The following is a 23,107-nucleotide window of genomic DNA, read 5'->3' as shown; positions in this document are numbered from 1 at the left end:
GGGCTGCTCATGCGCAGCGCCTGCGGGCTGACGTCGACCAGCTTGTCGGTCAGGGTCGGCTCGTCGCTGGCGCCGAGCTCGGCCCCCTTGGTCGCGCGCGCCACCGAGAAGCTGTAGAAGCAGCGGAACGGCACCTTGCGGTCGTTCCAGTAGTCGGCGATGTCGCGGAAGATGTCGAGCAGCAGCTCGCGCGCTTCCTTGTCGAACTTGGGGCTGGTCGGGATATGCTCGAGCACGACGATGAAGCCGGTCTGCTGGCCCGACTTGTGCACCACGTCGGTCATGCAGTCGTAGAGCGCATCGAAGTTCTTGCCGAAGGTCGACGGCAGCGTGTACTGCTGGGCGATCAGGTCGAGCACGTCCTGCTTGTTGGTGGCGGTCGCCAGGTTGGCGTAGAGGAAATGGTGGCCGAGTTGCTCGGCCGCTGCCTGCAGGTCCTTGACCGTGAAAGCCCGGATCGATTGAACGATATTGCTGCGCACGTTACGAAGTGGCTGGTCCATCCGCAAGTCTCTTTCCAATTCAATGTTGTCGATGATGCGACCGCTCGCCCTATGCTGCGGCTCAGGCTCGCGCCGGCGGTCGGAGATGTGGCGACAGGATCGGGTATATTCGCGTTGCAGCGGTCTGTCGCGGGCTTCCTGCCCGCTTGATCGGGCGCAACCAAGCCCAGCTCAAGGGCTGCGCCCGAACCTCGATGCCTCTCGCTCACGGGCCAACCCGCACGAAAATCGTGAGGGTAAACCCTGAAATTCAAGCGCGCTAGTGTGCCTGAAGCGGCCCCAAAAAGCAAGAACCCTGGTGCAGCGCAACATGGCACCGCACCAGGGTCGGACCGGGAAATCGCGCGTCAGGCCTGCGCGGCAGCACCCACGGCACGCGAGCCGATGTTGGCCTCGGCCACCGTCAGCGCGGTCATGTTGACGATGCGGCGCACCGTCGCGCTCGCGGTCAGGATATGCACCGGCTTGGCCACGCCCAGCAGCATCGGGCCGATCGCGATGCCGCCACCGGCCGCCGTCTTGAGCAGGTTGTAGGCGATGTTGGCCGCATCGACGTTGGGGCAGACCAGCAGATTGGCATCGCCCGCCAGCGTGCTGTTGGGCATGATGGCGGCGCGCGCCTGCGCGTCGAGCGCCACGTCGCCATGCATCTCGCCGTCGACCTCGAGCCAGGGCGCCTGTTCGCGCAGCAGTTCGAGCGTCTGGCGCATCTTGACCGCCGACGGCTGATCGGAACTGCCGAAGTTCGAGTGCGACAGCAGCGCCGCCTTGGGCGTGATGCCGAAGCGCATGATCTTGCGCGCCGCCATCATCGTGATCTCGGCCAGCTGCTCGGCGCTCGGGTCGTAGTTGACATGGGTGTCGACGATGAAGACCGAGCGGCCCGGCAGCATCAGCGCGTTCATCGCGGCGTAGCAATGCGCGCCGGGACGCTTGCCGATCACCTGGTCGATGTAGTTCAGGTGCATCGAGCTAGTGCCCCAGGTGCCGCAGATCAGGCCATCGACATCGCCATTGCGCAGCAGCATCGCGCCGATCAGCGACAGGCGGCGGCGCATCTCGATCTTGGCCAGCTGCTCGGTCACGCCCTTGCGCGCCGCCAGCTGGTGATAGGTCTGCCAGAAGTCGCGGTAGCGGTCATCCTGCTCGACGTTGACGACGTCATAGTCCAGGCCCTCCTGGAGGCGCAGGCCGAACTTCTCGACCCGCTGCGCGATGACGGCCGGGCGACCGATCAGCGTCGGACGCGCCAGGCCCTCGTCGACCATCACCTGGCAGGCGCGCAGCACGCGCTCTTCCTCGCCCTCGGCGTAGGCGACGCGCTTGTGCAGCGCCTTCTTGGCGATCGCGTAGACCGGCTTCATCATGGTGCCCGACGCGAACACGAAGCTCTGCAGCTTCTCGCGGTAGGCGTCCATGTCCTGCACCGGGCGCTGCGCGACGCCGCTGTCGACGGCGGCCTGCGCCACCGCCGGCGCGATCTTCATCATCAGGCGCGGGTCGAACGGCTTGGGGATCAGGTATTCGGGACCGAAGGCCAGCGTCTCGCCCGAATAGGCCGCCGCCACCACGTCGCTCTGCTCGGCCTGCGCGAGGTCGGCAATGGCGCGCACCGCGGCCACTTCCATCTCGTCGGTGATGGTCGAGGCGCCGGCATCGAGCGCACCCCGGAAGATGTAGGGGAAGCACAGGACGTTGTTGACCTGGTTCGGGTAGTCGGTGCGGCCGGTCGCCATGATCGCGTCGTCGCGCACGGCCTTGACTTCCTCGGGCAGGATCTCGGGCGTGGGGTTGGCCAGCGCGAAGATCAGCGGGCGCTCGGCCATGCTCGCCACCATGTCGGGCTTGAGCACGCCACCGGCCGACAGGCCCAGGAAGATGTCGGCGCCGGCGATGATTTCGCGCAGCGTGCGCGCGTCGGTCGGCTGCGCGTACTGCGCCTTGTCGGCGTCCATCAGCTCGGTGCGGCCCTGGTAGACCACGCCGGCCAGGTCGGTGACATAGATGTTCTCGCGCGGCAGGCCGAGCTTGACCAGCAGGCCCAGGCAGGCCAGCGCGGCGGCGCCAGCGCCCGAGGTCACCAGCTTGACGCTCTTGATGTCCTTGCCGACCACCTTGATGCCGTTGAGCAGCGCCGCGCCGACCACGATCGCGGTGCCGTGCTGGTCATCGTGGAAGACCGGGATCTTCATGCGTTCCTTGAGCTTCTTCTCGATGTAGAAGCACTCGGGCGCCTTGATGTCCTCCAGGTTGATGCCACCGAAGGTCGGTTCGAGCGCGGCGATGATCTCGATCAGCTTGTCCGGGTCCTTCTCGTTGATCTCGATGTCGAACACATCGATGCCGGCGAACTTCTTGAACAGCACGCCCTTGCCTTCCATCACCGGCTTGGCCGCCAGCGGGCCGATGTCGCCCAGGCCGAGCACCGCGGTGCCGTTGGTGATGACACCGACCAGGTTGCCACGGCTGGTGTACTTGAAGGCGTTGTTGGGGTCGGCGACGATTTCCTCGCAGGGCGCCGCGACGCCGGGCGAGTAGGCCAGCGCCAGATCGCGCTGGTTGGTCAGCTGCTTGGTGGCGGCGATCGCCACCTTGCCCGGGGTCGGGAACTCGTGATATTCGAGGGCGGCGCGGCGCAGTTCGTTGCGCTTGTCTTCCTGTTGCGGCATGGGAATCGTCTCCATCTGATGAAATGAGCTGCCGCATGGTGCGGTCAGCTCCATGGCGCATTATTGCAGCAGCGCAAGCCCCTACAGCGAGGCGGCACCTGAGGCTGACCACAGGTGCGCGACGAAAGGCACGGCTTCACCAGCGCCCGGAAGCACCGCCGCCGCCGAAGTTGCCGCCGCCGCCCGAGGAGAAGCCACCGCCGCCGCCTCGGCCGCCCGATCCGCCACCCCAGCCACCGCCCGGCCCCCCTGGTCCGGAACCGCCGCCACGGGTTGGCAGGCGGGCCATCAGCAGACCCATGACACCGGCCAGCAAGGCCGCCGCCAGGGCGATGAAGAGCGAGCCGGTGAAGGACCAGACGATGCCGCCCACGATGCCGGTCGCCACCAGGCTGCCCAGGGTCCGGCCCAGGATGCCGCGCAACACGCGGGTGATGACGGGCGCCGCCAGTCCGATGAAGATCAGCAGTTCCTCCCAGTTGGTGCCCGGTCCGGCCTTGGCCTGGGCCGAGGGCAGCGGCAACGCCTCGCCCTTGAGCCGGGCCAGGATCTGGTCCACCCCGGCGTCGAGCCCCCCGGCAAAATCGCCCTGCTTGAAGCGCGGCGTGATGACCGCTTCGATGATGCGGCTGGCCATCAGGTCGGGGATCGCGCCCTCGACCGCCTTGGCGGTGGCGATGCGCAGGGTACGGTCATCCTTGGCGACCACCAGCAGCACGCCGTCGCCGACCTCCTTGCGGCCGATCTTCCAGGCGTCGCCCAGGCGCTGGGTGTAGCTGAAGATGTCCTCGGGCGCGGTCGTGCGCAGCAGCAGGACGACGACCTGGCTGCCACGCTCGCGCTCGAAGGCGGCCAGCTTGTCCTCCAGCGCCCGGCGCTGCGGCTCGGTCAGCGTGGCGGTCTGGTCGATCACGCGCGCGCTCAGCGGCGGAATGGCTTGCAGCGGCTGTGCCAAACCCGGCAGCGGCCAAGCCAGCAGGCTGCACAGCAGCCAGGCCCAGAGCCAGCGCAGGGTTGACATCACCTGGTGCCGAAATCGACCTTGGGCGGCACCTTGATCGCCGCCTCGTCGGCGACCGTGAAACCGGCCTTGGGGTGGTAGCCGAAGACCATCGCGGTCAGGTTGCTCGGGAAGCTGCGCGCGAGCACGTTGTACTCCTGCACCGTCTGGATGTAGCGGTTGCGCGCGACGGTGATGCGGTTCTCGGTGCCTTCGAGCTGCACGCGCAGGTCGCCAAAGGCCTGGTTGGCCTTCAGGGTGGGGTATTGCTCGGACACCGCCAGCAGCCGGCTCAGCGCGCTGCCGAGCTGGCCCTGCGCGGCCTGGAAGCGCTGCATGGCCTGCGGATCTTCGAGCATCTGCGGCGTGAGCTGGATCGCGGTCGCCCTGGAGCGCGCCTCGATCACGCGCGTGAGCGTTTCCTGCTCGAAGTTCGCCTCGCCCTTGACGGTCGCGACCAGATTGGGCACCAGGTCGGCGCGGCGCTGGTACTGGTTGAGCACCTCGGCCCAGGCCGAGCCGGTCTGCTCGTCGAGCCGCTGGAAGTCGTTGTAGCCGCAGCCGCTCAATGCGGCCGTCAATGTCAGGGCCAAGGCCCCGCGCCGCCATGCCAGAAATCTCATCGTGCTCTCCCCGGTTGAGCCGCCATTCTAGGCCGATGCGGGAGCTGGCGCGATGCGATCGAACCAACAGCAACGGACCCGCGAGAGCAAACGACTCCTACAATTGGCCGGTCAAACAGCTGTTGCACCAACATCATGAAATTCCTGCGTTTCTCCGACATTTGCGCCAGCGGCCAGGCCGCCGGCAAGCGAGTCTTCATCCGCGCCGACCTCAACGTGCCCCAGGACGATGACGGCAACATCACCGAGGACACCCGCATCCGCGCCTCGCTGCCCGCGATCCAGATGGCGCTTGACGCCGGCGCCGCCGTGATGGTGACCTCGCACCTGGGCCGCCCGACCGAGGGCGAGTTCAAGCCCGAGGACAGCCTGGCCCCGGTGGCCAAGCGCCTGGGCGAGCTGCTCGGACGCGAGGTGCCGCTGATCTCGAACTGGGTCGACGGCGGCTTCGACCTCGCGCCGGGCCAGCTGGTGCTGCTGGAGAACTGCCGCCTCAACGTCGGCGAGAAGAAGAACAAGCCCGAGCTGGCCGCCAAGCTCGGCAAGCTGTGCGACATCTTCGTGCACGACGCCTTCGGCACCGCGCACCGCGCCGAGGGCACGACCTACGGCATCGCCGAGACCGCGCCGATCGCCTGTGCCGGCCCGCTGCTGGCGGCCGAGATGGACGCGCTGACCCAGGCCCTGCTGGAGCCCAAGCGCCCGCTGGTGGCGATCGTGGGCGGCTCCAAGGTCTCGTCCAAGCTGAGCATCCTCAAGACGCTGGCCTCCAAGGTCGACCAGCTGATCGTCGGCGGCGGCATCGCCAACACCTTCCTGCTGGCCGCCGGCAAGCGCATCGGCGACTCGCTGGCCGAGCCCGAGATGGTGCGCGAGGCGCAGCAGGTGATGGACATCATGAAGGAGCGCGGCGCCGAAGTGCCGCTGCCGGTCGACGTCGTCGTGGCCGACGAGGTCTCGGCGCTGGCGCGCGCCAACCGCATCCCGGTCGAGGAGGTCGGTCCGCACGACCGCATCCTGGACGTCGGCCCCAAGACCTCGGCCAAGCTGACCGAGATCATCGCGCACGCCGGCACCATCGTCTGGAACGGCCCGGTCGGCGTGTTCGAGTACCCGCAGTTCGCGGGCGGCACCAAGATGATGGCTTCGGCGATCGCGCACTCGGAGGCGTTCTCGATCGCCGGCGGCGGCGACACGCTGGCGGCCATCGCCAAGTACCACATCACCGACGATGTGGGCTATATCTCGACCGGCGGCGGCGCCTTCCTCGAAGTGCTGGAAGGCAAGACCCTGCCGGCCTTCGAGGTGCTGGCCAAGCGCGCCTGAGCGCGAACGGGCGGGGCCGATGCGGCCCCGCCCGCGTCAGGCAAGAGCCGGCCGCGCGCCGGCTTTTTCGGCGGTCAATTCTTGCTATATTGCCAACGGAGAATTCAAGTTTGCTTGAGTAAGGAGCGCCATGACCCATACCAGTTTGCTGCCACCGGCAGGGGATCCGTTCTGGATCGACTCCCCCCTGGAGATCCGCCAGATCATGCGGGATCTGGCCAGGCGGGGGCCGATCGTGCAATGCTGGGGCAGTCTGCTGGCCGAGCCGGTGACGGCCACGATCCTTGAGGTCAGGGAGTCCGACGACATGGTGTTGCGCTTTGCCGCGGGACCGCTGCTGCGAGCCGGCCAGTCGGTCGCGGTGCTGGCCAATCTGCGCAGCGCGCGGACCTGCTTTCTGGTCGAAAACCTGCGGCCTGATGACTCCGGCGAAGCGCTGGCTCATGCGGCCAGGCTGCCGCTGCGCGTGCACCGGCTGCAGCGGCGCGAGTTCTTTCGGGTGCCGAGTCCAGCCTCACTGCTGTGCGAGCTGCCGCTGCGCCGCGCCATGACGGATGAAGGCGCCGCCAAGTTCGGCCGACTGATGCTGCGGCTGATCGACATTTCCGCAGGCGGGGTATGCCTGGCCCTGCCCGCGGGGACCCGCCTGCCGCTGGAACGGGAGACGGTGCTGCAGGGTTGCTCGCTCGAACTGCCCGGCTTCGGGTTGATCCGCTTCGGCCTCCAGTTGCTGAGCCGGCTGGAGGCCGAAGAAAAGAGCGGCGAGCAACTGCTGGGCGCGCGCTTCGTCGAAATGGACCCGCTTGACCAGATGCTGTTGCAGCGCTTTCTCTACCAGTTGCAGATCAGCGCGTGCGATTGAGCGCTCGGCGGCATCCCTTTCAAAAGCAACAGGCAAAAAAAACCCCGGTCTAAAGGACCGGGGCTGGGAAGCCTTTTTGCTGTCACACACTAAGGCGCCCGCTCAGGGAGGAAAAGCGGGAGGTTGTCGCAAAACAACCTGAAATAAATTATAGGCAAGCTGGCGCCATTGTCAACATATCTGACAAAAAAAATATTTCGGAAGCATTTATGCCGAATCGAAGGCTTCAAGGCCAATGCGGCTGCACCGCGATGCCGAGCGCCTGCAGACGCTTGCGGCAGGCCAGCACGGCCTTGTCCTTGCTCAACAGGGTCGCGCCCTGCTGCAAGGCCAGGTCGATGAAGCCCTGGTCGTCCGGATCGGCGCAGCGCACCGGCGCGCGCGGCGCGGGCTCGGCCCACTCGACCCGGCGCTCGAATTCGGCCAGCAAGGCGGCCGGCTCGCGGCCGCCAGCCTGCAAGCGTCTGGCCACCAGGGGATAACCGAGCACGCGCTCGAACTCGACGCGCATCGGCGGCGTGGCCAGCCAGCGCAGTGCGCCGGCTTCCAGCGCGGCACGCAGCGGCCGCGCGCGCGGGTCGTCGAACACCCAGAGGTCGAGCAGCCAGTTGGTGTCGATGACCAGGCGCGGCTGCGCGCTCATGCCCGGCCTGCAGCGTCGTCAGTGCCAGCGCCTGAGCCAGCCGCCGGGTTGCCGCGCGCCGAGCCGGCCAGCAGGTCGAAGCGGAACAGGCGACATTCGATCGGGCCGTTCCACATCGGCACCCGGCGCGATTCCTTGAAGCGCATCTTGCCCGGCAGCTTGAGGTCGGGCGTCAGCAGCCAGGCACTCCAGCCGGCGTAATGCTTCTTCCAATGCGAGGCGAGCTGGGCGAAGAAGTCGTTGTTCTCCAGTCCGTCGGCGGTCTGCGCGGTCTCGCGCCCGCGCAGCGTGGTCTCGACCGGGGCGCCGGCGCTGAAGACGCGCGCGCCGCCACGGCCGGCCGCGCGGCTCTCGGCGCGCTGGCCGGCGACGCCGGCGGCCGCGATGCGCTCGCCATAGGGCGGGTTCAGCAGCAGCACGCCCGGGGTCGGGGTCGGCGGCATGCGCTGCAGCGCGTCGCCGCCGCGCAGCTCGAGCACCTGCATGACGCCGGCGCGCTCGGCGTTGCGGCGCGCGAAGTCGACCATGCGGAAGGCGATGTCGCTGCCAAAGATGAAGGGCTGGGCCGGCAGCGGACGCTCGGCGTCCCGCGCCTCCTGCTTCAGCGCCTGCCAGACATGGGGCTGGAAGGGCAGCAGCTTCTCGAAGCCGAAGCGGCGCTGCCGGCCGGGCGCGATGTTCAGCGCCATCTGCGCCGCCTCGATCAGCACCGTGCCGCTGCCGCAGCAGGGGTCGTAGAGCGGCACCGGCTGGCCGTCCGGACCCGGCTCGCCGGTCCAGCCGGTGGCGGCGATCATGGCGGCGGCCAGCGTCTCCTTGAGCGGCGCGTCGCCCTTGTCCTCGCGCCAGCCGCGCTTGAACAGCGGCTCGCCCGAGGTGTCGATGTAGACCGTGCAGGCGTCATGGGTCAGGTGGGTGAAGACGCGCACATCGGGGCGCAGCGTGTCGACGCTCGGGCGCTCGCCGCGCTTGTCGCGCAGGCGGTCGCAGATCGCGTCCTTGACCCGCAGCGCGGCGAAGTTCAGGCTCTGCAGCGGGCTGTGCTGGGCCGTGATCTCGACCTTGATGGTCTGGCGCGGCGTGAACCAGATCTCCCAGGCCACCTCGTTCGCGATGTCGTAGACATCATGCTCGCTGCGGTAGGGCTGGTAGGCGAGCCGCACCAGCACGCGCTGGCTCAGGCGACTGTGCAGGTTGAGCTTCATCGCGTCGCGCCAGCTGCCGGGCAGCTCGACGCCGCCGCGCGAAGCCAGCATGCTGGCCTGCGGCAGGCCGGTGATGCGCTCGATCTCGGCGGCCAGATAGCCCTCGACGCCGGCGGCGCAAGGCAGGAACAGGGTCAAAGCATTCATGGCGGATCTCGGTGCTCGGGTGGACGGGGGCGGGCCGGGGAGTGTAAGCGCAACGGTCGGCTCAGAGCGCCTTGCGCAGGTTGGCCGGAGCGATGCGCAGCGCCTCGCGGTACTTGGCGACGGTGCGGCGCGCGCATTCGATGCCCTGCGCCTTGAGCAGCTCGGCGAGCTGGCTGTCGCTCAGGGGTTTGCTCGGGTTCTCGGCCGCGACCAGCTGCTTGATCAGCGCGCGCACCGCCGTGCTCGACGCACTGACGCCGGTCTCGGTGCCCAGGCCGGAGCCGAAGAAATACTTCAGCTCGTAGGTGCCGAAGGGCGTCGCCATGTACTTGGCGGTCGTCACGCGGCTGATGGTGGACTCGTGCAGGCCGAGCTCGTCGGCGATCTCGCGCAGCACCAGCGGGCGCATCGCGAGCTCGCCTTGCTGGAAGAAGCGGCGCTGGCGCTCGACGATCGCGGTCGAGACGCGCAGGATGGTATCGAAGCGCTGCTGGATGTTCTTGATGAACCAGCGCGCTTCCTGCAGCCGCTGCTGCATGCCCTGGGCCGCCTCGCCCTTGTGACCACGCATCGCGCGGGCGTAGATGTCGTGCACGCGCAGGCGCGGCATGACGTCGGGATTGAGCCGGATCTCGAAGCCCTGCCCCTCGGCGCTCACGATCACATCGGGCACGATGATGTTGCGCTGCACATCGGCGAAGCGCCGGCCGGGCTTGGGTTCGAGCCGCATGATCAGCGCCAGCGCCTCGCGGGCCAACGCCTCGTCGATGCCGCATTGCGCGACCAGGCGCTTGAGATCGCGCCTGGCCATCAGTTCGAGCGGCTGCTCGCAGATCGCCAGCGCCGCGCGCGCCACCGGGCTGTTGCGCAGCTCGAGGATCTGCAGTTTCAGGCATTCGGCCAGGTCGCGCGCGCCGACACCGGTCGGCTCCATGTGCTGCAGCCAGTGCAAGGCGGTCTGCAGCAGCTGCCGCAAGGCCTCCTGGCGTTCGAAACGCAGCGCCTCGGGCCAGGGCTGGCCGCGCGCCCGTTCCTCCTGCAGCAGCAGGGCCTCGACCAGCTCGGGCAGCGGATCGGCCAGGTAGCCATCGTCATCGAGCGACTCGATCAGGAAATGGAGCGCGGCGCCCTCCTCCTCGTTCAGGCGCAGCGACAGCGACTGCTGATGCAGGTGGGACTGCAGCGTGATCCACTCGCTCGCGAGGTCGATGGCGCTCGCCCCTTCCTCGTCGCTGCCCGAGCCCTGACGGGCCGGCGCCTCGCCGCCCCAATCGCCGTCGTCCGGGCTGAATTCGACCGTGCCGTCGCCCTCCCAGTCGGGCTCGGGTTCGAGCGCGCCGGACTCCTCGCCGCCGTCGAGGCCGGACTCGGCGGCCGGAGCAGCCGCCGCATCGGGCTCCGCGGCCGCGCCCGAGCTCGCGCCAGGCGGGGCGGACGCAAAGTCCGCCACCTCGGCCGAGGGGTCGCCCAGGCTGGACGCTGCCTCGGCCTGGGCCAGGTCTTGCTCCTCGCGCTCGGTGGCCTCGGCTTCGAGCTCCAGGAAGGGGTTTTCGTCGAGCATCTGCTCGACCTCCTGCGCCATCTCGAGCGTGGACAGCTGCAGCAGGCGGATCGACTGCTGCAGCTGTGGCGTCAGCGCCAGCTGCTGCGAGGTGCGCAGCGACAAGCCGGGTTTCATTGACATGGGTGCATCACATCCGGAAATGTTCGCCGAGATAGACCCGGCGCACGTCGGCGTTCTCGACGATCTCGGCCGGCGTGCCCTGGGCCAGCACCCGGCCCTCGCTGATGATGCAGGCGTGGTCGCAGATGCCCAGCGTCTCGCGCACGTTGTGGTCGGTGATCAGCACACCGATGCCGCGCGCGGTCAGGAAGCCGATGATGCGCTGGATCTCGATCACGGCGATCGGGTCCACGCCCGCGAAGGGCTCGTCGAGCAGGATGAAGCGCGGGTCGGTCGCGAGCGCGCGCGCGACCTCGACCCGGCGCCGCTCGCCGCCCGACAGCGCGGGCGCCGGCGTGGCGCGCAGGTGCTCGATGTGCAGTTCCTGCAACAGGGCCTCAAGCCGGCGCTCGATCTCGGCCTTGGACAGCGGCTTGCCGGCCGGGTCGGCCTGCAGTTCGAGCACGGCGCGGATGTTGTCCTCGACGCTGAGCTTGCGAAAGATCGATGCCTCCTGCGGCAGGTAGCCGAGCCCGAGCCGGGCGCGGCGATGCATCGGCAGGTCCTCGATCGGCTGACCGTCGAGCAGGATCTGGCCGGCGTCGACCCGCACCAGGCCCACGATCATGTAGAAGGAGGTGGTCTTGCCGGCGCCGTTGGGGCCGAGCAGGCCGACCACCTCGCCGCACTCGACCGAGAGCGAGACGTCCTTGACCACCATCCGGCTGCCGTAGGACTTCTGCAGCCCGCGCACCTCGAGCCGGCTGGCGCAGGACGCGCTCACGGCTTGCTCCTCAAGCCGGTGCTGGGCTGCAGGGGCACGGGCTTGGCCGGTTGCTCCTGGACCTGCGACCTGGGCGCGAGGGTCGCGCGCACTCGGCCCGAGGGGTTGCTGGCGGATGCGCTCGCCGGCCCGCCATCGACGCGGAACACCTCGGTCTGGTTGTCGTAGACGATCACGGCGCCAGCGGTCTCGTCGCTCAAGGTCGTGCCCCGGTAGCGGCGCAGCACCGCCTGGCCGATGAACTTGACCTGGTCGGCGCGGCCGTCATATTCGATCCGCTGCGCCTCGCCCTCGATATGCTCGTCGACGTTGTCGCGCTTCTGGCGGTAGCTGGCCGGCTGGCCGGGGCCGGCCAGCACGAGGCCGAACTGGTGACCCTGCGGGTCCTGCCTGACCTCGACCTGGGCGCCGCGAATCTGGATCGTGCCCTTGGTGATCACGACCCGGCCGCTGAAGACGCTGGTCTGGCGCGCATCGTCGTAGCGCAGCGCATCGGCCTCGGCGTTCATGGGCTTTTCACGGTCGGCGCGCTCGGCCAGCGCGGCGGGCGCGCCGCAGGCACAGACCAGCGCCAGCAGGGCGGTCAGCAGAGGGCGTGGGAATGAGGTCTGGGGCATGGTCAAAAGCGGCACGAAACTTGCATTCATTGTAGCGACAGGGTGCGATCCCGTCACGCGCCGCAAGCGCTCTGGCGTGAAACAGACACGAAAAAGCCTGCGCGACGGCAGGCCCCGAGTGTCAGACTCCCCCGCCTCAGCCCTTGCGGACTTCGGCGATCAGCGCATTGACGATCGGCAGCGTGCGCTCGGCCTGTCCCGGCACCAGGAAGCGACCGGCGACGCCGACCGCCGGCGTGCCCTCGACCTGGTACAGGTCGGCCAGCTGGGTGGCGCGCCTGACCTTGCCGGCGACGCCGAAGGACTGGTAGGCCTGCAGGAACTTGACGCGGTCGACGCCGGCCTTGGCCACCCAGTCGGCCACCGCCTCGGGCTTGTTGCTGGCCGGTCGCACCGAGTCGGTGAAGAACAGCGCGAACAGCTTGTCGTGCGCCGCCTCCAGCTGGCCCATGGCCTCGAGCGCATAGTAGGCGCGCTGCAGTGGCTCGGCGAACACCGGCACGCGCCGGAACGCCACATGGGCCGGCTTCTGCTTGAGCCAGGCCTTGACCAGGGGCTCGAACTGGAAGCAGTGGATGCAGCCGTAGGAGAAGAACTCCAGCACCTCGACCTGGCCGGCCGGGGCATCGACGGCCACGGGCTGCTTGAGGCGCTGGAAGTCCTTGCCCTCCTTGAAAGCGGACTGCGCCCGGGCGGGCAGACCCAGCAGGCCGGTACCGGCCAGGACAGAGCCCGCCAGCAGGGTGCGGTTGAATGATCGACGTGGTATCACGGTAAGACTCCTGATCCGGTGGGGAATTCAGCGCTGGCTGCGCACCAGCGTGACCTCGACGCCATGGTCCACGAGGCGCTCCTGCGCCTGATCGACCTCGGCCTTGCTGCGGAAGGGCCCGAGGCGCAGGCGGTAGACCAGCCGGCCGGCCTGCTCGCGCTCGCTGACCTTGAAGTCGAAGCCCTGCATCGCGAGCTTGGCGCGCTGGGACTCGGCCTCCTCGGGGGCGCGGAAGGCACCAGCCTGCAGGAAATAGATGAAGGAATCGGTCTTGGCCGCGTTCGCGGCATTGGCCTCGACGCGGGACTCGATCAGCTCGCCAAGCGAATCCTTGGCCTGGGGCTTGGCGACCGGCGCCGACTTGCCAGGTTCGACGACGGAAACGGGAGCCGATGCAGGTACGGATGCCGGTGCGGGCGTGGCGGTAGCCTCGATCGGCTTGGGCTGGGGCACGCTCTTGCTCGCCAGGCCCGCGTTCGGGTTCCAGTCCCGGTTGCGCTCCTGCTCCTTCGCGTCCTGCACGGCGCCGGGCGGCGGGACATACTTGACCAGCGTGTCCTGCCCCTTGTAGACATAGACCGCGACCGCGAGCGCGGCCCCGAGACCGACCAGCAGACCCAGGACGAATCCGAGCAGGGTTCCCCCCCTGTGCTTTTTCATGATTTACATTTTCCGTGGCGCGCTGACACCGAGCACGGCCAGTCCATTGTGCAACACCTGCGCCGTTGCTGCCACCAGGGCGAGACGGGCCCGTTTGACCGCCTCGTCATCGACCAGGATGCGCTCGGCGTCGTAGTAGCTGTGGTAGCTCGACGCGAGCTCGCGCAGGTAGAAGGTCACGTCGTGCGGCGCGAAGTCCTGCGCGGCGGCGCTCAGCATCTCGGGGTACTTGGCCAGCTGCAGCATCAGCGCCTGGGCCTGCGGACCTTCCAGCGCGGACAGGTCGACGTCCTTGAGGGTCGCGACATCGCCACCCCAGGCCGCCAGCACCGAGCAGATGCGCGCGTGGGCGTACTGCACGTAGAACACCGGGTTGTCGTTGTTCTGCTGGATCGCGAGGTCGACGTCGAAGGTGTATTCGGTATCGGGCTTGCGGCTCAGCAGGAAGAAGCGCACCGCGTCCTTGCTGGTCCACTCGATCAGGTCGCGCAGCGTGACATAGCTGCCGGCGCGCTTGGAGATCTTGACCTCCTCGCCGCCCTTGACCACGCGCACCATGGTGTGCAGCACATAGTCGGGATAGCCCTCGGGGATGCCGACATTGGCCGCCTGCAGGCCGGCGCGCACGCGCGCGATGGTGCCGTGGTGGTCGGTGCCCTGGATGTTGATCACCTTGCCGAAGCCGCGCTCGAACTTGGTGATGTGGTAGGCGACGTCGGGCACGAAGTAGGTGTAGCCGCCGTCGGACTTGCGCATCACGCGGTCCTTGTCGTCGCCGTAATCGGTCGAGCGCAGCCAGAGCGCGCCGTCCTGCTCGTAGGTCTTGCCGGCGGCCTGCAGCTTTTGCACGGCGGCCTCCACCTTGCCGCTGGTGTAGAGGCTGGATTCCAGGTAGTAATGGTCGAACTTGACCTCGAACGCCTTCAGGTCGAGATCCTGCTCGTGGCGCAGGTAGGCGACCGCGAACTGGCGGATGCCGTCGAGGTCCTCGACATCGCCGCTGGCGGTGAACTCGCGGTCGTCGGCCTTGACGGTCTTCCTGGCCAGGAAGTCGTCGGCGATGTCCTGGATGTAGTCGCCGTTGTAGGCGGCATCCGGCCATTCGGCGTCACCGGGCTTGAAGCCGCGGGCGCGCAGCTGGGTCGAGTTGGCCAGGGTCTGGATCTGCACGCCGGCGTCGTTGTAATAGAACTCGCGGTGCACGTTCCAGCCCTGGGTCTGGAACAGGTTGCAGATCGCGTCGCCCAGCGCGGCCTGGCGGCCATGGCCGACATGCAGCGGGCCGGTCGGGTTGGCCGAGACGAACTCGACCAGCACGCGCTCGTCGCGCGCGGCTCGCCGGCCAAAGGCGGCACCCGCTTCGAGCACCTCGCGCACCACCTGCTGCTTGGCGGCGGCTTTCAGCTTGACGTTGATGAAGCCCGGACCGGCGATCTCGAGCGCATCCACCCACTGCTGGTAGGGGGCGGTGGCCAGCAGGGCATCGACCAACTGCTGCGCGAGCTGACGCGGGTTGGACTTGAGCGCCTTGGCCAGCTGCATCGCGGCGGTGCAGGCATAGTCGCCGTGCGCGGCCACTTTCGGGTTTTCAAAAGCGGCTTTCGCGCCGGCGCCGGGGGAGAGTTGTTCCAGCTCGGCGGCCAGGGCGGCGAGCAGTTCGTTTTTGACGGTGAGCATGGAGCAGGATTCTACGGTTGCCACCGCCCTGACCTTACAGTTACGGTTTCAAGGCCCATCGCCACGCCTCCAGAAGGATCCCCATGAAAATCGCCATCGCCGGCACCGGCTACGTCGGTCTGTCCAATGCCGTGCTGCTCGCGCAGCAGCACGAGGTCGTCGCGCTCGACATCATCCCGGCCAAGGTCGAGCTGCTCAACGCCCGCCAGTCCACCATCGAGGACGCCGACATCGAGCATTACCTCGCGACCAAGCCGCTCAATCTGCGCGCCACGCTCGACAAGCGCGAGGCCTACCAGGGCGCCGACTACGTCATCATCGCGACCCCGACCGACTACGACCCGGCGACCAACTACTTCAACACCGGATCGGTCGAGGCCGTGATCCGCGACGTGATCGCGATCAACCCGGACGCGGTGATGGTGATCAAGTCGACCATTCCGGTCGGCTTCACCGAAAAGGCGCGCGCCCGGTACGGCACGGACAAGCTGATCTTCAGCCCCGAGTTCCTGCGCGAGGGCAAGGCGCTGCACGACAACCTGTATCCGAGCCGGATCGTGGTGGGCGAGGAGTCCGAGCGCGCGCGCGTCTTCGCCGGCCTGCTGCAGGCCGCCGCCCTCAAGCCCGACGTGCCGGTGCTGTTCACCGGCAGCACCGAGGCCGAGGCGATCAAGCTGTTCGCCAACACCTACCTCGCGCTGCGCGTGGCCTATTTCAACGAGCTCGACAGCTACGCCGCCAGCCACGGCCTGGACACGCGCCAGATCATCGACGGCGTCTGCCTGGACCCGCGCATCGGCGCGCACTACAACAACCCGAGCTTCGGCTACGGCGGCTACTGCCTGCCCAAGGACACCAAGCAGCTGCTGGCCAACTACCAGGACGTGCCGCAGACGCTGATCAGCGCCATCGTGAGCGCCAACAGCACGCGCAAGGACTTCATCGCCGATGACATCCTGCGCCGCCGCCCGAAGGTGGTGGGCGTCTATCGCCTGGTCATGAAGGCCGGCAGCGACAACTTCCGCGCCAGCAGCGTGCAGGGCGTGATGAAGCGACTCAAGGCCAAGGGCGTCAAGGTGGTGGTGTACGAGCCGGTACTGGAAGCCGACGACTTCTTCGGCTCCGAGATCATGCGCGACCTGGCAAGTTTCAAGCAGCAGTGCGACGTCATCGTCGCGAACCGCCAGACCGCCGATCTCGCCGACGTGAGCCAGAAGGTCTACACGCGCGATCTGTTCGGCAGCGACTGAGGCGATCCGCCCCAAACTGATACAGCTGGCAGGGGATAAAATCGGTTCCCCTCGTTTTCCGGCCCGCCTTGCCATGCCCGCTCCCTCGAAACCGGCGCCCAGCGCTTGCCCTGGCCAGGCGCCGCAGGCCATCCCCCGTCGCTGGTGGCTGGTGGCGCTGGCACTGATCGTGGCCGGCGCGCTGCTGCACGGCTCGCCCTGGAACCAGGCCGCCATGCTGTGGGGCAACGGCCTGGGACTGCTGCCCGATGGCGTCTGGGCCGGGCTGACGCTGCTGGCCTTCGGCTGGTCGGCCTTGATCCTGGTCAGCGTGGCCGACCGCGGGGTCGAAGGCGGCCGTGCCGTGCTGCTGGCCTTCCTGCTCGGCGGCGGACTGGCGCAGGCGCTCAAGCTGTGGTTCGCGCAGCCACGCCCGGGGCTGGTGCTGCCCGAGGGCGCGCTGCATTTCATCGGCAGCCCGGTGCTCAACAGCCCCGCCATGCCGTCGGGCCACGCGCTGGCCGCGTTCAGCATCGCGACGCTCTGGGTCTGCCTGCTGCGCCGCGACGGCAGGCCGCTCTGGCTGCGGGCGCTGGCCTGGGCGCTGGGCGCGCTGATGGCGCTCTCGCGCGTCGCGGTCGGCGCGCACTGGCCGGCCGACATCCTGGTCGGCGCCGGCCTCGGGGTCGCGGTCGCCGCGCTGGGCTGGCAGCTGCAATCCCGCTGGCTGCGCCAGGGCATCTGGATGTCGGTCTGGGTTGCGCTGGCGGTCGAGCTGCTCGGCGCGCTGGCCGCCTTCACGGCCCGCGAAGGTTACCCCCAGGCGGAAGCGCTGCAATGGGCGCTCGGTCTGGCCGCGCTGGCCAGCGCCGGCTGGCGGCTGGCGACCTGGCTGGGTCAACGCCGCGCCCGCGGCTGATGGCGGCTGATAGCTGAACAAGGCAGCGATGAGCAAGAAACACAAGCCATCAGGCAAGAAATTCTGGATCACCGTCCTGGTCACGCTGGCGGCCGTCGTCGCGCTGGGCTGGATGCTGCGCCAGGTCGACTGGCGGCAGGCGGCGCTGGCCGGGGCACGCGTACCGGTCCATGTCTGGCTGCTCTCGACGCTGGGGCTGGCCTCCAGCCACCTGCTGCGCGCCGGCCGGGTGCGCGCCGAATGGCGCGGCCCGCTGCGCATGGGCTGGCGCGAGGCCTGGGGCCTGATGGTGCGCCACAGCGCCTGGGTGGTGCTCGTTCCCATGCGCGGCGGCGAGGCGATCTATGTCTGGGCGCTGCACCGCCAGGGTGGCGTGCCGCTGCGCCAGGCGGGCTTGAGCCTGCTGCGCCTGCGCTTGCAGGACATGGCGGTGCTCGCGGTGCTCGCGCTCGCGCTCTTCGCGCCCTTCGGCTGGCCCTGGCGCCTGCTGCTGCTGGCGGCCATGCTGGTGACGGCGATCTGGCTGCTGCCCGCGGTCTGGTTCATCGTGCAGGAGCGCGCCGCGCGCCGCAGCGGCGAGAGCGGTCGCCAACTGCCGCCGCCGGCCTGGGCCAGCTGGGCCTATGCGGTCTCGAACTGGATCGTTAAACTCGCGGCCATCGGCTGGCCATTGCCGAGCCTGCTGCCGATCGACTTCGACGCCGCGCTCAAGGGCGCGACCGGCGGCGAGCTGGCCGCCGCGCTGCCGGTACAGCCGCCAGCCGGCTTCGGCCCCTACGAGGCCGGTGTCATCGCCGCCATCCGCAGCGCGGCCGAAGCGCCCTGGAGCGAGATCGCGCTGGCCGCGCTGGTCGTGCACCTGCTGGCGCTGGCCGTCACGGTCGGCTCCTCCATCGTCGCACGCCTGCTGGGCTGGAGCCACCGCGACCTGCGCCGCCACCCGTCCGGACCAGGTCCGGCCTGAAACCCAACAAGATCACCACATGTCCGAGCCGACCTTTCCCCTGCCGCCGCACCGCCTGTCGGTGGTGGTACCGATGTACAACGAAAAAGACAACGCCCGGCTGCAGATCGATGCGGTGCAGGAGGCGCTGCGGGACTACCCGCAACCCTGGGAGCTGATCGTGGTCGACGACGGCAGCACCGACGGCACGCCGCGCGAGTTGCGCCAGCGTGCCGCCGAGCTCGGCAACCATGTCCATGTGGTCGAGCTGCGCCGCAACTTCCGCCAGACCGCCGCGATGCAGGCCGGCATCGACACCGCGCGCGGCGACGTGATCGTGACCATGGACGGCGACCTGCAGAACGACCCGCGCGACATCCCCAGGCTGGTGTCGCGCCTGCTGACCGAGGACCTCGACATGGTCGCGGGCTGGCGCCAGAAGCGCCAGGACGGTTTCCTGCTGCGCAAGCTGCCCTCGATGATCGCCAACCGGCTGATCCGCAAGGTCTCGGGACTGGAATTCAAGGACCTGGGCTGCAGCCTGAAGGCCTTCCGTGGCGACGTGCTGCGCCAGGTCCGGCTCTACGGCGAGATGCACCGCTTCATCCCGGCCTGGCTGGCGACGGTGACCTCGCCGGGCCGCATGGCCGAGGAGCCGGTGCGGCATCACGCGCGCCGCATGGGCGAGTCCAAGTACGGCATCTCGCGCACCTTCCGCGTCATCGTCGACCTGCTGGCGATGCATTATTTCCTGCGCTTCGGCACCCGCCCGGGCCATTTCTTCGGCGGCTTCGGCCTGATCCTGTCCGCGATCGGCGGCCTGATGCTGGCCTATCTCGGCGTGCTCAAGCTGCTCGGGCAGGATGTCGGCGGCCGGCCGCTGCTCTGGCTGGGCTTCTTCTCGGTGCTGGCCGGGGTGCAGATGCTGACCACCGGCGTGCTGGCCGAGATCCTGATGCGCAGCTACTTCGACCAGAGCGGGGCGCGTTCCTACCAGGTGATGCGACCCGACCCGCGCGCTGTTCAAGAGGGCTGGCATGGCCAGGGCAAGACCGATGCCGCCGTCTGAGCGGGCAGCGCCCCGGCTCTGGGCCGTGGCGCTCGCGCTGGTGCTGCTTTACCTGTGGCGGCTCGGCGCGGCGCCGTTGTTCGACGTCGACGAGGGCGCCTTCTCGGAGGCCACGCGCGAGCTGCTGAGCTCGGGCGACTGGGGCCACACCACCCTCAACGGCACCGACCGCTTCGACAAGCCGATCCTGGTCTACTGGTTGCAGGCGGCGTCGATGGCGGTCTTTGGCGTCAACGAATGGGCGACGCGACTGCCATCGGCGCTGTGCGTGCTGGCCGCCACGCTGGCGGCGGGCCGCTTTGCCACCCGGCGCTGGGGTCAGCAGACCGGTGCGCTGGCCGCGCTGGTGCTCGGCAGCGGCCTGGGCCTGCTGGCGATCGGGCGCGCCTCGACCGCCGACGGCCTGCTCAACGCGCTGCTGGTGGCGATCTCGCTCTCGCTCTGGCGGTTCGCCGAAAGCGGCCAGCGCAAGCCGCTGCGCTGGGCCTATTTCTGGTGCGGCCTCGGGCTGCTGGCCAAGGGGCCGGTCGCGGTGGTGGTGCCGGGTGGGGCGCTGGTGCTGTGGTCGCTGTTCAGCGACCGGGGCCGCACCGCGCTGCGCGCGGCCTGGGATCCGCTGGGCTGGCTGATCGCGCTGATCGTAGCCCTGCCCTGGTACCTCTACGCGCTCCAGCGCCACGGCCAGGCCTTCATCGACGGCTTCTTCCTGAAGCACAACGTCGAGCGCTTCACCGGCACCCTCGAAGGCCATGGCGGCGGCTTCGTCTATTACCTGATCGCACTGCCGCTGCTGCTGCTGCCCTGGTCACCGCTGCTGATCGCGGTGCTGGCAAGGGCGCGCGTGCTGTGGCGCGATCCGCTGTCACGCTTCCTGCTGCTGTGGGCCGGCTTCGTGTTCGCGCTGTTCTCGGCCTCGGGCACCAAGCTGCCGCATTACATGCTGTATGGCGTGGCGCCGCTGGCGCTGCTGATGGCGCGCCAGCTCTGGGCGATCGGCCGCTTCGGCCGCGCCGCGCTCTGGACCGTGCTGGCCTTGCAGCTGGCGCTGGCCGCCGCGCTGCCGACCCTGCTGCCCGCGCTGGCGCCCCAGGTCAAGGATGTCTGGGTGCGTGGCCTGTTCGAGACCGCGCCCGGCGCCGGCCCGCTGCCACTCTGGACCGGGCTGGCTGGCGCGCTGGCCCTGGCGGCGCTGCTGCTGCGCCGCTTCGACTTCGGCCCACGCTTTGGCGCGGCCGTGCTGGCGGTCGCGCTGCTGTGGGTCGGCGCCGTCATCCCCTGGCTGTCCGACACGCTGCAGGGGCCGTTCAAGGCGGCCGGACTGTGGGCACAGGGACGCTCTGAGACCGTGGTCCAGTGGCGCATGCACCAGCCCAGCTTCGCCTATTACCGAGGCATCCCAGCCGTGCAGCGCGATCCCGCTGTCGGCGAACTGGCACTGGTCAAGCGGCATCGGCTGGGCGATTTCCCCTATCCGCATGAAGTCGTCTTCGAGCAGCGCGGCCTGCTGATCGTGCGCCGGCTCGCGGAGCCGCGACCATGATCGGCGGCAAGCTCCGGCCCGCGCTGGCGGTTCCGCTGGCGCTGGCACTGCTGCTGGCCTGGCGACTCTGGCAGGTTGCGCACAACGGCGCCGGCCTGCATGTCGACGAGGCCCAGTACTGGTACTGGTCGCAGGCGCTCGAATGGGGCTATTTCTCCAAGCCGCCGCTGCTGGTCGGGCTGATCCGGCTCTCGACCGGGCTGTTCGGCGACGGCCTGCTCGGCGTCAAGGCGCTGGCGATGGTCGCCTGGCTGCTGGCCTCGGCGGTGCTCTGGCGCCTCGGCAAGGCCATGGGCAGCGAGCGCGCCGGCGTGGCCGCCGCCGCGCTGCTGGCCGCGACACCGGCCTCCGGGCTGCTGGGCTTGAGCGTGACCACCGACTCGGTGCTGATGCTGTTCTGGTCGCTCGTCATGCTGGGAGCCTGGCGCGCGGCGCACGCCGAGGGCGCGGCGGCCTGGTGCTGGTGGACGCTGACCGGGGTCGCGCTCGGGCTGGCGGTGCTGTCCAAATACACCGCCGGCGCCTTGAGCCTGTCGGCGCTCTGGCTGCTGTGGCGCTGCCCACCGGCCCGGCGTGGCCGGCTGCTGGCCGGCCTGGCGCTGGCCGGTGGCATCGCGGCGCTGCTGCTGCTGCCGCACCTGTTCTGGAACATGCACAACGGCTGGCCGACGCTGCACCACACGCTCGACATCACGGTGCACGGCGGCGCCGCGAGCGCCACGGACCGCGCCGCTGGCCTGGGCCACAAGCTGGGCTCGGCGCTGGAATTCGGCCTCGGTCAGCTGCTGCTGCTCGGCCCGGCCGGACTGGCCATGCTGGCGCTGGCCTGGAAGCGCCGCCGCCAGCCAATCGATCAGCCCGCCGCAGGGAATCCCACGCTCTGGGCCGCTCTATCCTACGCCTGGGCTTTCGCCTGGCCGCTGCTCGCGCTCGGCCTGCTGCAGGCCTTGCGCGCCAAGGCCCAGGTCAACTGGGCGCTGCCGGCCCTGCTGGGTGTCTGCCTGGCGGCCGGCTGGCTGACCTGGCGCAGCAAGATCTCGTGCAAGACGCTGGCGACCTGGGTACTGGCCGGCCTGGCGCTGTCGGCGGCGATCGCGCTCGGCGGCGACCTCAGGCGCTGGATCGGCGCGCCGGTGGCGGCCGGCAAGCCGGCCTGGGACATCTGGAGCCGCATGCGCGGCTGGCACGAGGCGCTGGGCGCGCTGCGGCCGGTGCTGGCACCACAGCGCGATCTGCCCTGGGTGCTGGACGACCGCACCCTGCTGGTGCAGACCGGCTACGAACTGCGCGCGCTGCAGCCGACCCTGCGGTCCTGGAGCGCCGACGGCCAGGTGCGCCACCATTTCGACTGGAAGCAGCCCTTCCGGCCCGATCGGAACCCGCAAGGCGCGATCTTCCTCGGCCAGGGCGAGCCACCCGCCGGACTGCTGGCCCGCTACCCCGGCTCACGCTTGCTGGCCCAGTCGGATTCAGGCCGGCTACACCTGCAGGCCTGGCTGCTGCAAGGCAGACCGGCCGCCCAGGCGGGCCGCGAGGCAATCAGCCGATGAACGCGACCCGACGCGAAACCCGAGCCTGGCTGTCGCTCTTCATCGCGCTGCTGCTGATCTACCTCGCCTGGCCGGCACTCGACCTGCCGGTCAGCGCCTGGTTCTACCGCCCTGACAGCGGCTTCTGGATCGACGACCAGCCCTGGGTGCAGGTGGTACACCACACCGTGCCCTGGGTCGGCCGGCTGCTGCTGGTCGGCTCGCTGGCTGGCTGGCTGCTGGGGCGTTACACGCGCCAGCCCGGACCGCGCCGGCTGACCCGGCCCGCCGCCGCCCTGTTCCTCGGCCTGGTGTTCGGCCTCGGCCTGCTGGCCCATGGCGTGCTGAAGGAGCACTGGGGCCGCGCGCGCCCGGTGCAGGTGACCCAGTTCGGTGGCTCGACCAGCTTCACCCCGCCCTGGCAACCGGCTGCGCAATGCCGGCGCAACTGCTCCTTCGTCAGCGGCCACGCCGGCACCGGCTTCGCGCTGATCGCGCTCGGGGCGCTGGCCGCACCGCGCCGCCGCCGCTTCTGGCTGGTGACCGGCTGGAGCGCCGGCCTGCTGCTGGGCGCGCTGCGCATCGCGCAGGGTGGGCATTTCCTGTCCGACGTGCTGTTCTGCGGGCTGCTGCTGTGGGGCACCAGCCTGGCCATCCGCGCGTGCTGGACCCGCTGGCGCCTGCGGCGCTGGCACAAGTTGCGGCAGCAAGCCGCCTGAAAGGCTAG

General features: G+C 69.3%; 20 protein-coding genes and 1 pseudogene. 9 read left to right on the top strand and 12 right to left on the bottom strand.

The genetic code is table 11. The features are described from left to right. Window positions 1-107 precede the first annotated feature (107 nt). From PHR85_RS11965 to PHR85_RS11950, 4 genes and pseudogenes are all read right to left on the bottom strand, one after another. A pseudogene (locus PHR85_RS11965) lies at window positions 108-503 on the bottom strand (barstar family protein); the annotation flags it as partial. A 347-nt stretch (window positions 504-850) separates the two neighbouring features. After that, window positions 851-3,172, bottom strand: coding sequence for an NADP-dependent malic enzyme (locus PHR85_RS11960; protein WP_300054575.1), 2,322 nt, complete (start codon window positions 3,170-3,172; stop codon window positions 851-853). A 136-nt stretch (window positions 3,173-3,308) separates the two neighbouring features. Continuing rightward, window positions 3,309-4,193 (bottom strand): TPM domain-containing protein, encoded by an 885-nt coding sequence (locus PHR85_RS11955; protein ID WP_300054574.1) that lies wholly within the window; start codon window positions 4,191-4,193, stop codon window positions 3,309-3,311. Then, window positions 4,193-4,795, bottom strand: a complete 603-nt coding sequence (locus PHR85_RS11950; RefSeq protein WP_300054572.1) for a LemA family protein — start codon at window positions 4,793-4,795, stop codon at window positions 4,193-4,195. Before PHR85_RS11950 ends, PHR85_RS11955 begins: the two co-directional genes overlap by 1 nt. A 135-nt stretch (window positions 4,796-4,930) precedes the next feature. Here PHR85_RS11950 and PHR85_RS11945 point away from each other — a divergent pair, with 135 nt between their 5' ends. Further along, on the top strand, window positions 4,931-6,121 hold the full coding sequence (locus PHR85_RS11945) for a phosphoglycerate kinase (protein WP_300054570.1): 1,191 nt from the start codon (window positions 4,931-4,933) through the stop codon (window positions 6,119-6,121). A 130-nt stretch (window positions 6,122-6,251) separates the two neighbouring features. After that, a complete protein-coding gene (locus PHR85_RS11940) occupies window positions 6,252-6,983 on the top strand; it encodes a PilZ domain-containing protein (protein WP_300054568.1) in 732 nt (243 codons plus the stop codon). 226 nt (window positions 6,984-7,209) lie between these two features. Here PHR85_RS11940 and PHR85_RS11935 read toward each other — a convergent pair whose 3' ends face one another. The 8 genes from PHR85_RS11935 to argS all read right to left on the bottom strand — a co-directional run bounded on the left by PHR85_RS11935 (window position 7,210) and on the right by argS (window position 15,151). Next, on the bottom strand, window positions 7,210-7,626 hold the full coding sequence (locus tag PHR85_RS11935; protein ID WP_300054566.1) for a putative toxin-antitoxin system toxin component, PIN family: 417 nt from the start codon (window positions 7,624-7,626) through the stop codon (window positions 7,210-7,212). Continuing rightward, entirely contained in the window at window positions 7,623-8,978 is a 1,356-nt protein-coding gene (locus PHR85_RS11930; RefSeq protein WP_300054565.1) for a THUMP domain-containing protein, read from the bottom strand. Before PHR85_RS11930 ends, PHR85_RS11935 begins: the two co-directional genes overlap by 4 nt. Before the next feature lie 61 nt (window positions 8,979-9,039). Beyond that, window positions 9,040-10,656, bottom strand: a complete 1,617-nt coding sequence (gene rpoN / locus PHR85_RS11925; RefSeq protein WP_300054591.1) for an RNA polymerase factor sigma-54 — start codon at window positions 10,654-10,656, stop codon at window positions 9,040-9,042. Between the two features lie 13 nt (window positions 10,657-10,669). Continuing rightward, the gene (lptB, locus tag PHR85_RS11920) at window positions 10,670-11,425 is read right to left on the bottom strand and encodes an LPS export ABC transporter ATP-binding protein (RefSeq protein WP_300054564.1); all 756 of its coding nucleotides are present in this window, start codon (window positions 11,423-11,425) and stop codon (window positions 10,670-10,672) included. Then, window positions 11,422-12,042 (bottom strand): lipopolysaccharide transport periplasmic protein LptA, encoded by a 621-nt coding sequence (gene lptA / locus PHR85_RS11915; protein ID WP_300054563.1) that lies wholly within the window; start codon window positions 12,040-12,042, stop codon window positions 11,422-11,424. Before lptA ends, lptB begins: the two co-directional genes overlap by 4 nt. Window positions 12,043-12,178: 136 nt before the next feature. Further along, a complete protein-coding gene (locus PHR85_RS11910) occupies window positions 12,179-12,814 on the bottom strand; it encodes a thiol:disulfide interchange protein DsbA/DsbL (protein ID WP_300054562.1) in 636 nt (211 codons plus the stop codon). Window positions 12,815-12,841: 27 nt separating this feature from the next. Further along, window positions 12,842-13,474 (bottom strand): SPOR domain-containing protein, encoded by a 633-nt coding sequence (locus tag PHR85_RS11905; protein ID WP_300054561.1) that lies wholly within the window; start codon window positions 13,472-13,474, stop codon window positions 12,842-12,844. 3 nt (window positions 13,475-13,477) lie between these two features. Continuing rightward, window positions 13,478-15,151 carry an arginine--tRNA ligase gene (argS, locus tag PHR85_RS11900; protein ID WP_300054559.1) on the bottom strand — a complete coding sequence of 558 codons (1,674 nt, stop codon included), beginning with the start codon at window positions 15,149-15,151 and terminating at the stop codon, window positions 13,478-13,480. An 83-nt stretch (window positions 15,152-15,234) separates the two neighbouring features. Here argS and PHR85_RS11895 point away from each other — a divergent pair, with 83 nt between their 5' ends. From PHR85_RS11895 to PHR85_RS11865, 7 genes are all read left to right on the top strand, one after another. Beyond that, window positions 15,235-16,401 carry a nucleotide sugar dehydrogenase gene (locus PHR85_RS11895; RefSeq protein WP_300054557.1) on the top strand — a complete coding sequence of 389 codons (1,167 nt, stop codon included), beginning with the start codon at window positions 15,235-15,237 and terminating at the stop codon, window positions 16,399-16,401. A gap of 73 nt (window positions 16,402-16,474) precedes the next feature. Next, window positions 16,475-17,299, top strand: a complete 825-nt coding sequence (locus PHR85_RS11890; RefSeq protein ID WP_300054556.1) for a phosphatase PAP2 family protein — start codon at window positions 16,475-16,477, stop codon at window positions 17,297-17,299. A gap of 28 nt (window positions 17,300-17,327) precedes the next feature. After that, window positions 17,328-18,263, top strand: a complete 936-nt coding sequence (locus PHR85_RS11885; protein WP_300054555.1) for a lysylphosphatidylglycerol synthase domain-containing protein — start codon at window positions 17,328-17,330, stop codon at window positions 18,261-18,263. Between the two features lie 19 nt (window positions 18,264-18,282). Next, on the top strand, window positions 18,283-19,311 hold the full coding sequence (locus tag PHR85_RS11880) for a glycosyltransferase family 2 protein (protein WP_300054553.1): 1,029 nt from the start codon (window positions 18,283-18,285) through the stop codon (window positions 19,309-19,311). Next, window positions 19,280-20,851: a glycosyltransferase family 39 protein gene (locus PHR85_RS11875; protein WP_300054552.1), complete on the top strand. Its 1,572-nt coding sequence runs from the start codon at window positions 19,280-19,282 to the stop codon at window positions 20,849-20,851. Before PHR85_RS11880 ends, PHR85_RS11875 begins: the two co-directional genes overlap by 32 nt. After that, window positions 20,848-22,401, top strand: coding sequence for a glycosyltransferase family 39 protein (locus PHR85_RS11870; RefSeq protein ID WP_300054550.1), 1,554 nt, complete (start codon window positions 20,848-20,850; stop codon window positions 22,399-22,401). Before PHR85_RS11875 ends, PHR85_RS11870 begins: the two co-directional genes overlap by 4 nt. Then, on the top strand, window positions 22,398-23,099 hold the full coding sequence (locus PHR85_RS11865) for a phosphatase PAP2 family protein (RefSeq protein ID WP_300054548.1): 702 nt from the start codon (window positions 22,398-22,400) through the stop codon (window positions 23,097-23,099). Before PHR85_RS11870 ends, PHR85_RS11865 begins: the two co-directional genes overlap by 4 nt. Window positions 23,100-23,107: the final 8 nt, after the last annotated feature.

It is taken from the genome of Malikia sp. (assembly GCF_028687635.1).
Classification (GTDB): domain Bacteria; phylum Pseudomonadota; class Gammaproteobacteria; order Burkholderiales; family Burkholderiaceae_C; genus Malikia.
This window is presented reverse-complemented; position numbering and strand designations above follow the sequence as displayed.